Source organism: Pseudomonas sp., assembly GCF_035277045.1.
GTDB lineage: Bacteria > Pseudomonadota > Gammaproteobacteria > Pseudomonadales > Pseudomonadaceae > Aquipseudomonas.
Genome location: NZ_DATELE010000109.1, coordinates 1 through 7,522, shown reverse-complemented (window position 1 = coordinate 7,522; position 7,522 = coordinate 1). Strand labels below are relative to the sequence as shown.

Here is a 7,522-nt window from a genome sequence, read left to right as displayed (position 1 = left end):
ATGATCGTCTACGGCATGTCGGCGAACCGCGAGAGCCTGTGGGACAACCGTATGGCCTCGTCCCTGGGCTACGTGCCCAAGGACAGCGCGGACGACTACCGCGAGAAGGTCCTGGCCGAGCACCCGCCACTGGACCCCAACGAACCCGCGGCGCGCTACCACGGTGGCAATTTCGCCGGCGCCGGTCACTTCGAAGATTCGAAATAAGGCTTCATGCCGTCACTAGAGAGCGCAGACATGGCTTCGACAGCAACAAAGCAGCATTACGATGTGGTGATCGTCGGTGGCGCGGTGAACGGCAGCGCTACTGCCTATTTCCTGGCCAACAATCCCGATTTCACCGGCTCGGTGCTGGTGATCGAGCGCGACTGGACCTACGCCAGGTCGGCGACCGCGCTGTCCAGCAGCTCGATCCGCCAGCAGTTCTCCAACCCGATCAACATCGAGATTTCAAGGTTCGGCGCCGAGTTCGTGCGCAGCTTCCCCGACCTCATGGAAGTCGATGGCGACCGCCCGGACCTGGCCTTCCACGAGAACGGCTACCTGTTCCTGGGTGACGACAAGGGCTATGAAGTGCTGCGCCGCCTGCACGATACGCAGGTGTCCCATGGCGCCGATGTGCAATTGCTCGACCCCGAGCAACTGGTCAGGCGGTTTCCGTGGGTCAACCCGGACAGCCTCGCCGGCGCAAGCTATGGCCGCAGTGGGGAAGGGTGGTTCGACAGTGTCGGCATGCTCAATGGTTTCCGCCGCAAGTCCCGCGCGCTGGGCGCCGAGTACATCGAGAACGAAGTGGTCGCGGTGCAGCGCGACGGCGACCGCGTGACAGGCGTGCAACTGGCCAGTGGCGAGCGCATCGGCTGCGGCACGCTGGTCAACTGCGCCGGAACCCGCGGGCCGAAGATCGCTCGCCTGGCGGGGCTCGAGATTCCCGTGGAGCCGCGTCGCCGCTCGCTGTTCGTGTTCGACTGCCGTACGCCGCTGGAGGGCGTCGTGCCGCTGACCATCGACCCCACCGGCGTGTTCTTCCGCCCTGAGGGCAAGTTCTACCTCGGCGGGACCTATCCCAAGCACGATCCTGAAGTCGACGTCGAGGACTTCGACGTGCTGCACGCCGAGTTCGATGAAGAGGTCTGGCCGATTCTCGCCGAGCGCGTGCCAGCGTTCGAGGGCATCAAGGTGGTCAACTTCTGGGCGGGACACTACGACTTCTGCGTGCTGGACCACAACGCCATTGTCGGTCCCCATGACCAGGTCGGCAATTTCCTGTTCTGCAACGGCTTCAGTGGTCATGGCCTGCAGCAGGCGCCCGCCATCGGGCGAGGCCTGTCCGAACTGATCACCTATGGCGGTTACCGCTCGCTCGACCTGAGCGCGCTGTCCTACCAGCGGGTCATCGACAACACGCCATTCCTGGAAGACTCGGTCATCTGACCACGCGGGCTGAGGAGAACAACAAGATGAGCAATGACAACACAGTGCTGCGCAGCGGTGGGCAGGTCCTGGTGGACGCCTTGCGCGTGAACGGCGTGGAGCGGGCGTTCTGCGTGCCGGGCGAGAGTTACCTGGCGGTGCTCGACGCGCTGCATGACGTGCAGGACGAGATCGAGCTGATCGTGTGCCGCCAGGAAGGCGGCGCGGCCTACATGGCCGAAGCCTACGGCAAGCTCACCGGCAAGCCGGGTATCTGCTTTGTCACCCGTGGCCCCGGCGCGACCAATGCGTCGGTTGGTGTGCATACCGCGTTTCAGGATTCGACCCCGATGATCCTGTTCATCGGTCAGGTGGCGCGTGACCAGATCGAACGTGAAGCCTTCCAGGAAGTGGACTACCGGCGCATGTTCGGCCAGATGGCCAAGTGGGTGGTGCAGATCGACGACGCCGCGCGCCTTCCCGAGCTGCTCAACCAGGCCTTCCAGCGTGCCATCAGCGGCCGCCCGGGCCCGGTGGTCGTCGCCTTGCCCGAGGATATGCTCACCGACCTGGTGAGCGTGACTGACGCGCGTGCGGCCCAGCGTGTCGAGGCCGCGCCGGCTCCGGCCGCGCTGTCAGCGCTGCAAGACCTGCTGAGCAAGGCGAGCAAGCCCTTGGTGATCGCCGGCGGCGGCGGCTGGACCGCTGGCGCCGTGGCAGACCTGCGCCGGTTTGTCAGCAGCCAGAATCTGCCCCTGGCGGCATCGTTCCGCTGCCAGGACCTGTTCGACAACACCGACCCGCACTATGCCGGTGATCTTGGCCTGGCGGCCGGTCCCGTGCTGGTGGATGCCGTCAGGCAGGCCGACCTGCTGCTGGTGATCGGCGCCCGGTTAGGCGAAATGACCACCGGTGGCTATGCGCTGGTGGATATCCCCACGCCGAAGCAGACGCTCGTGCATGTGCACGCCAGCGCCGAGGAGATCGGCCGCGTCTACCAGCCGACGCTGGGGATCAATGCCGGGCCTGCCAGCTTCCTGGACCAGGCCGTGGCCCTGCCTGCGGTACGACCGCAGGCATTCGAAGACTGGACCGCCAGCCTCAACCGCGGCTATCGCGGCAACTTCGAGACGCCGCGCTCACCCGGCAATGTGCAGATGAGCGAGATCATCGCCTGGCTCAACCAGTCCCTGCCCGCGGACAGCATTCTGACCTGCGGCGCGGGCAACTACACCGGCTGGGTGCACCGTGGCTACCAGCACCGCACGTTCCGCACGCTGCTTGGGCCCACCAACGGTTCAATGGGCTACGGCGTGCCGGCAGCGGTCGCCGCCAAGCTGACCTGTCCGCAGCGCACCGTCGTGGCGTTCGCCGGAGACGGCTGCTTCCTCATGAATGGGCAGGAGCTGGCCACCGCCGTGCACTACGATGCCAGGCTCGTCGTCATCGTGGTCAACAACGGCATGTACGGCACCATCCGCATGCACCAGGAGCGCAGCTACCCGGGCCGGGTTTCCGGGACCGAGCTGCACAACCCGGACTTCGCCGCCCTGGCCCGGGCCTATGGGCTGCACGGCGAAACGGTCACCCACACCGAGGAATTCGTCGGCGCCTTCGAGCGCTGCCAGGCATCGGGCAAGCCCGCGCTGATCGAGATCCAGGTCGACCCTGAAGCCCTGACCCCACGCATGACCCTTAGCCAGATCCGCGAAAAGGCCCTGGCGTCCCGTTGATTTGCCTCAGGTGGGGCGCGGTCCGGCCCCACCTTTTTCACTCCCTTCCCGACACGAGCCATCGACATGAAACTTGCCGATCCTGCGCTGCTGCGCGACGTTTGCTACATCGACGGACAGTGGCTTGAGGCCGATAGCGGCCAGACCATTGACGTGACCAACCCGGCCACCGGCCAGACGCTAGGCTGCGTGCCGCGCATGGGCGCCGATGAAACCCGGCGCGCCATCGACGCTGCGCAGCGGGCGCTGCCTGCCTGGCGCAAGCTCACCGCCAAGGAGCGGGCGATACGCCTGCAGAACTGGCATCGAGAGATTCTCGCGCACCAGGAAGACCTCGCGCGCATCATGACCGCCGAGCAGGGCAAGCCCCTGGCCGAGTCCCGGGGCGAGATCGCCTTTGCCGCGGCCTACCTTGAGTTCTACGCCGAGGAGGGCAAACGCATCTACGGCGACGTCATCCCGTCCCCCAGCCCGGACCGGCGGCTGCTCGTGACCAAGGAGCCGATCGGAGTCTGCGCGGCCATCACGCCCTGGAATTTTCCCGCGGCGATGATCACCCGCAAAGCCGCCCCGGCATTGGCGGCGGGTTGCACGCTGGTGCTCAAGCCCGCGTCGCAGACGCCCTACAGCGCTCTGGCATTGTGCGTGCTGGCCGAACGTGCCGGTATTCCACGGGGCGTGTTCAGCGTAGTGACGGGAGATTCGGCCGCGATCGGCGGCGAACTCACGGCCAACCCTCTGGTGCGCAAATTGTCCTTCACCGGGTCCACGCCGATTGGCATCCAGTTGTTGCGCCAGTCCGCAGAGACGGTCAAGAAAGTCACCATGGAACTGGGAGGCAACGCGCCGTTCATCGTCTTCGATGACGCGGACCTGGACGCGGCGGTGGAAGGCGCGTTGGTCGCCAAGTTTCGCAACAGCGGCCAGACCTGCGTGTGCGCCAACCGGTTCTACATCCAGGACGGTGTCTATGACCGCTTCGTCGAGCGCATTGCCCAGCGCATAGAGGCGCTTGTGGTGGGCGAGGGCGACCAGCCCGGAACGCAGGTGGGGCCGATGATCGACGCCAAGGCGGTAAACGGCGTGCAGGCCATGGTCAGCGAGGCGCTGGAAGCAGGGGCCCGCTTGCTGGTGGGCGGGCAGCGGCATGCCAAGGGCGCGGCCTTCTTCGAGCCCACGCTGCTGGCGGACGTGACACCCGAGATGCGCGTTTCCCGCGAGGAGATCTTCGGGCCGGTGGCGCCGGTGTTCCGCTTCACAACCGAGCAAGAGGTGATCGAGCACGCCAATGCCACCGAGTTCGGATTGGCGTGCTACCTGTACGCGCGGGACGTCGGGCGCATCTGGCGGGTGTCCGAGGCGCTGGAATACGGCATGGTCGGCGTCAATGTCGGCGTGGTGGCGACCGAAGTCGCGCCCTTTGGCGGGGTCAAGGCCTCAGGCCTGGGCCGCGAGGGATCGCGTTACGGGATCGAGGACTACCTCGAGATCAAGTACGTCTGCCTGGGCCTCTAGGCCTCAAAGGCGTGTGCAGGAGCGCCGGTGCGCCGCTCCTGCAGGACCGGACTCATTCGCCGCTGTCCAGCAGGCGCTGGTACCGCGACAGGCTCTCTTCCAGGTGCTTGCGCAGCGCGTTGCGGGCACTGGTCACGTCGCCCATGCTGATCGCCGACAGGATCGCGCCATGCTCGCGCGCAATCTTCTTGATGTGGTTCTGCCGGTTTTTCCCCGATACCTGGCTGTGCTTGAGGTTCAGGTCCAGGATGATGTCCGGTCCCAGTGCCTCGAGCAGTTGGGTGAAGTGCGGGTTGTTGGTTGCCCGCGCGATCGCAAGATGAAATTCGAAGTCGGCCTTGGCTTCCTCTTCGAGGTTAGTCCCGTCCAGGGCGTTGAACCGGTCGAACGCCTCGGTGATCTGCCCCATGCTGGCAGGGCTGCGCCGTTCGGCAGCGCGCGCCACCGATTCGGTCTCGATTCCCAGGCGCAGCTCGAGAATCTGCGCCGCCGCCCGTACATCGTCGACCACGCTGTCGAGGGCGAAGCCGATGCGCTTCACATCCTGCTCGACCACGAACACGCCCACGCCCTGGCGCGCCACCAGGCGTCCGCCCAGGCGCAGCGAGGCCACGGCTTCACGCACCACCGGCCGGCTGACGTTGAACTCCTTGCACAGCTCCTGCTCGGACGGCAGCTTCTGCCCCGGCCCGTAGGTGCCGTTGTCTATCCGGCCCGAAAGCTCCTGGATGACGGTTTCCGCCAGGTTGGCCCGACGCGTACCTAACGACGCATTCATAGGTGTGTAGCTCCTGAAACTGATTTGGCTCATCACGGTTGATTTTCTAGCAGAGGAAGGCCGTTGCGAAAGCCCCAGCAGCCGTGAACGTAGGCCAACCCGCTGTGATGTTGTGGCCATATGTTATCAAACATCTGACTGGCATGCGGCGCCGCGCCTGCTGGCGACGACCCTTCCAGCCTTTTACAGAGACTCTGCGGCCTGGCTGGCGTTCGTCGCGATCTGCATTTTACCCAAGCATACACCCATTGACAGTTGCCTGCTGACTGTTATCTTACAAGTGCGCCGATGAGCTTGATCTTCATCGCGCAGTGAGTGATGCCCGGGCGCGGCTTGCTTGCCGGCCTGACATCGCTTGCCCTGTGTCTCGAACGTCGTCCGACCAATACTGGGAGCAGAACATGAATAAGAAGATCTGGGCACGAAACGCACTTGCAAGCATTGTGACAACGCTGGTGGCTATCGGCACGACGAACGCGGCAGACACTGAAACCGTAAAGATCGGCTTCGCCGGCCCATTGACCGGGCCGTCGGCGCATCAGGGCCAGGATGTGGAACATGGCATCCAGATCGCCGTCGAGGAGGCCAACCAGCAGCAGCTCAAGCTGGGCGACAAGGTGGCGGTGTTCAAGCTGGTCTCCGAAGACGACGTCGCCGACCCGCGTACCGGTACCGCCGTGGCGCAGCGCCTGGTGGACTCGAAAGTCGCGGTGGTGATCGGCCACTACAACTCCGGCACGAGCATTCCCGCCTCGAAGATCTACGCCAATGCCGGCATCCCGCAGATTTCACCTTCCGCCACCAACCCCGCATTGACCCGCCAGGGCATTCCCTCGGTGTTCCGCGTGGTCAACGACGATGCGACCCTGGGCCGCTATGCCGGCAACTACCTGGTCAGCAAGCTTGACGCCAAGCGCATCGCCATTTTCGACGACCGCACCGCCTATGGCCAGGGGCTGGCCGACGAGGTCACCAAGGCGGTGAAGGCGGCCGGTGGCAATGTCGTGGTACGTGAATACACCAATGACAAGTCCACCGACTTCAACGCGATCCTCACCACGGCCAAGGCGCAGAAGGCCGACGCGGTGTTTTTCGCCGCCCTCGACTATCAAGCCGCGCCCATGGCCAAACAGATGAAGAACCTGGGGCTCAAAGCGCGCTTCATGAACATCGGCAACCTGCCCAATGACTCGTTCAGGCAGATGGCCGGCAGCGCCGCCGAGGGCGTCTACGCCTGGAACTATGGCCAGCCACTGCTGGAGCTGCCCAAGGGCGCCGCGTTCGAGCAAAAGCTCAAGGACAAGTTCGGCGTCGGCGTCGTGCAGTCCTCGCCCGCGGCCTATGACGCCACCTGGGCGGCCATCAGCGCCATGGTCCAGGCCAAGTTCGCCGACCCTGCCGTCTACCTGCCGGTACTCAAGCAGCAAAGCTATGAAGGCGTCACCGGCACCATCGCCTTCGACGACAAGGGCAACCTGAAAAGCCCGGCGGCAACCGTGTTCCAGTTCGCCGATGGCGGCTGGAAAACCCTCGCCGTCCAGCGTGACTGATCCTGCGACACCTCTAATAACAAGCGGGCCAGCGGGCTCGTAACCGACGTACACATTTCTGACCTGCCAGGCCTGTCGGCCGCGTGGCTGTGGCTAGCCGCGCGCCGACGACAACGCAGTCTTGAGGAATCAGCTCGTGGACGGTAACTTCGATATCTTGTTACAGCAGGTCTTGAACGGCCTGGTACTGGGCAGCATCTATGCCCTGGTAGCCTTGGGCTACACCATGGTGTACGGCATCATAGGCCTGATCAACTTCGCCCATGGCGAGGTGGTGATGGTTGGCGCGATGGTCACCATCTCGGTCCTTACCGTGCTTGCCGGCATGGGCCTGGCACCGGGCATCCTCACCTTGCTGCTGGCGATCATGGTCGCGGCGGTGGTCTGCATGCTGATGGCCCAAGGCATGGAGAAGTACGCCTACCGCCCCTTGCGCAAGGCCCCCCGCCTGACCCCTCTGATCCTCGCCATCGGCATTTCCATCGTCCTGCAGAACCTCGCGATGATGATCTGGGGGCGCGGCTACAAGACCT

Annotated in this window: 6 protein-coding genes and 1 pseudogene; 6 read left to right on the top strand and 1 reads right to left on the bottom strand. The window is 64.7% G+C overall.

Features of this window, described 5'->3' with window-relative positions; translation table 11 throughout:
• The 4 genes and pseudogenes from VJS90_RS04570 to VJS90_RS04555 form a co-directional block, all read left to right on the top strand.
• A pseudogene (locus VJS90_RS04570) lies at positions 1 to 207 on the top strand (NAD(P)-dependent oxidoreductase); the annotation flags it as partial.
• Between the two features lie 30 nt (positions 208 to 237).
• Positions 238 to 1,434 (top strand): FAD-binding oxidoreductase, encoded by a 1,197-nt coding sequence (locus VJS90_RS04565; RefSeq protein ID WP_324119488.1) that lies wholly within the window; start codon positions 238 to 240, stop codon positions 1,432 to 1,434.
• A 26-nt stretch (positions 1,435 to 1,460) separates the two neighbouring features.
• Positions 1,461 to 3,146, top strand: a complete 1,686-nt coding sequence (locus VJS90_RS04560; RefSeq protein WP_324119486.1) for a thiamine pyrophosphate-binding protein — start codon at positions 1,461 to 1,463, stop codon at positions 3,144 to 3,146.
• Between the two features lie 66 nt (positions 3,147 to 3,212).
• Positions 3,213 to 4,661: an NAD-dependent succinate-semialdehyde dehydrogenase gene (locus tag VJS90_RS04555; RefSeq protein ID WP_324119484.1), complete on the top strand. Its 1,449-nt coding sequence runs from the start codon at positions 3,213 to 3,215 to the stop codon at positions 4,659 to 4,661.
• Positions 4,662 to 4,713: 52 nt separating this feature from the next.
• Here the strand turns inward: VJS90_RS04555 and VJS90_RS04550 are convergent, their stop codons facing one another.
• Positions 4,714 to 5,439 (bottom strand): FadR/GntR family transcriptional regulator, encoded by a 726-nt coding sequence (locus VJS90_RS04550; RefSeq protein ID WP_324119482.1) that lies wholly within the window; start codon positions 5,437 to 5,439, stop codon positions 4,714 to 4,716.
• A gap of 401 nt (positions 5,440 to 5,840) precedes the next feature.
• Between VJS90_RS04550 and VJS90_RS04545 the strand changes: the two genes are divergently transcribed.
• Positions 5,841 to 6,989, top strand: coding sequence for a branched-chain amino acid ABC transporter substrate-binding protein (locus tag VJS90_RS04545; RefSeq protein ID WP_324119480.1), 1,149 nt, complete (start codon positions 5,841 to 5,843; stop codon positions 6,987 to 6,989).
• A gap of 136 nt (positions 6,990 to 7,125) precedes the next feature.
• Positions 7,126 to 7,522, top strand: a 397-nt coding sequence (locus VJS90_RS04540) for a branched-chain amino acid ABC transporter permease (protein WP_414704895.1), incomplete at its 3' end; no start/stop codon positions are given.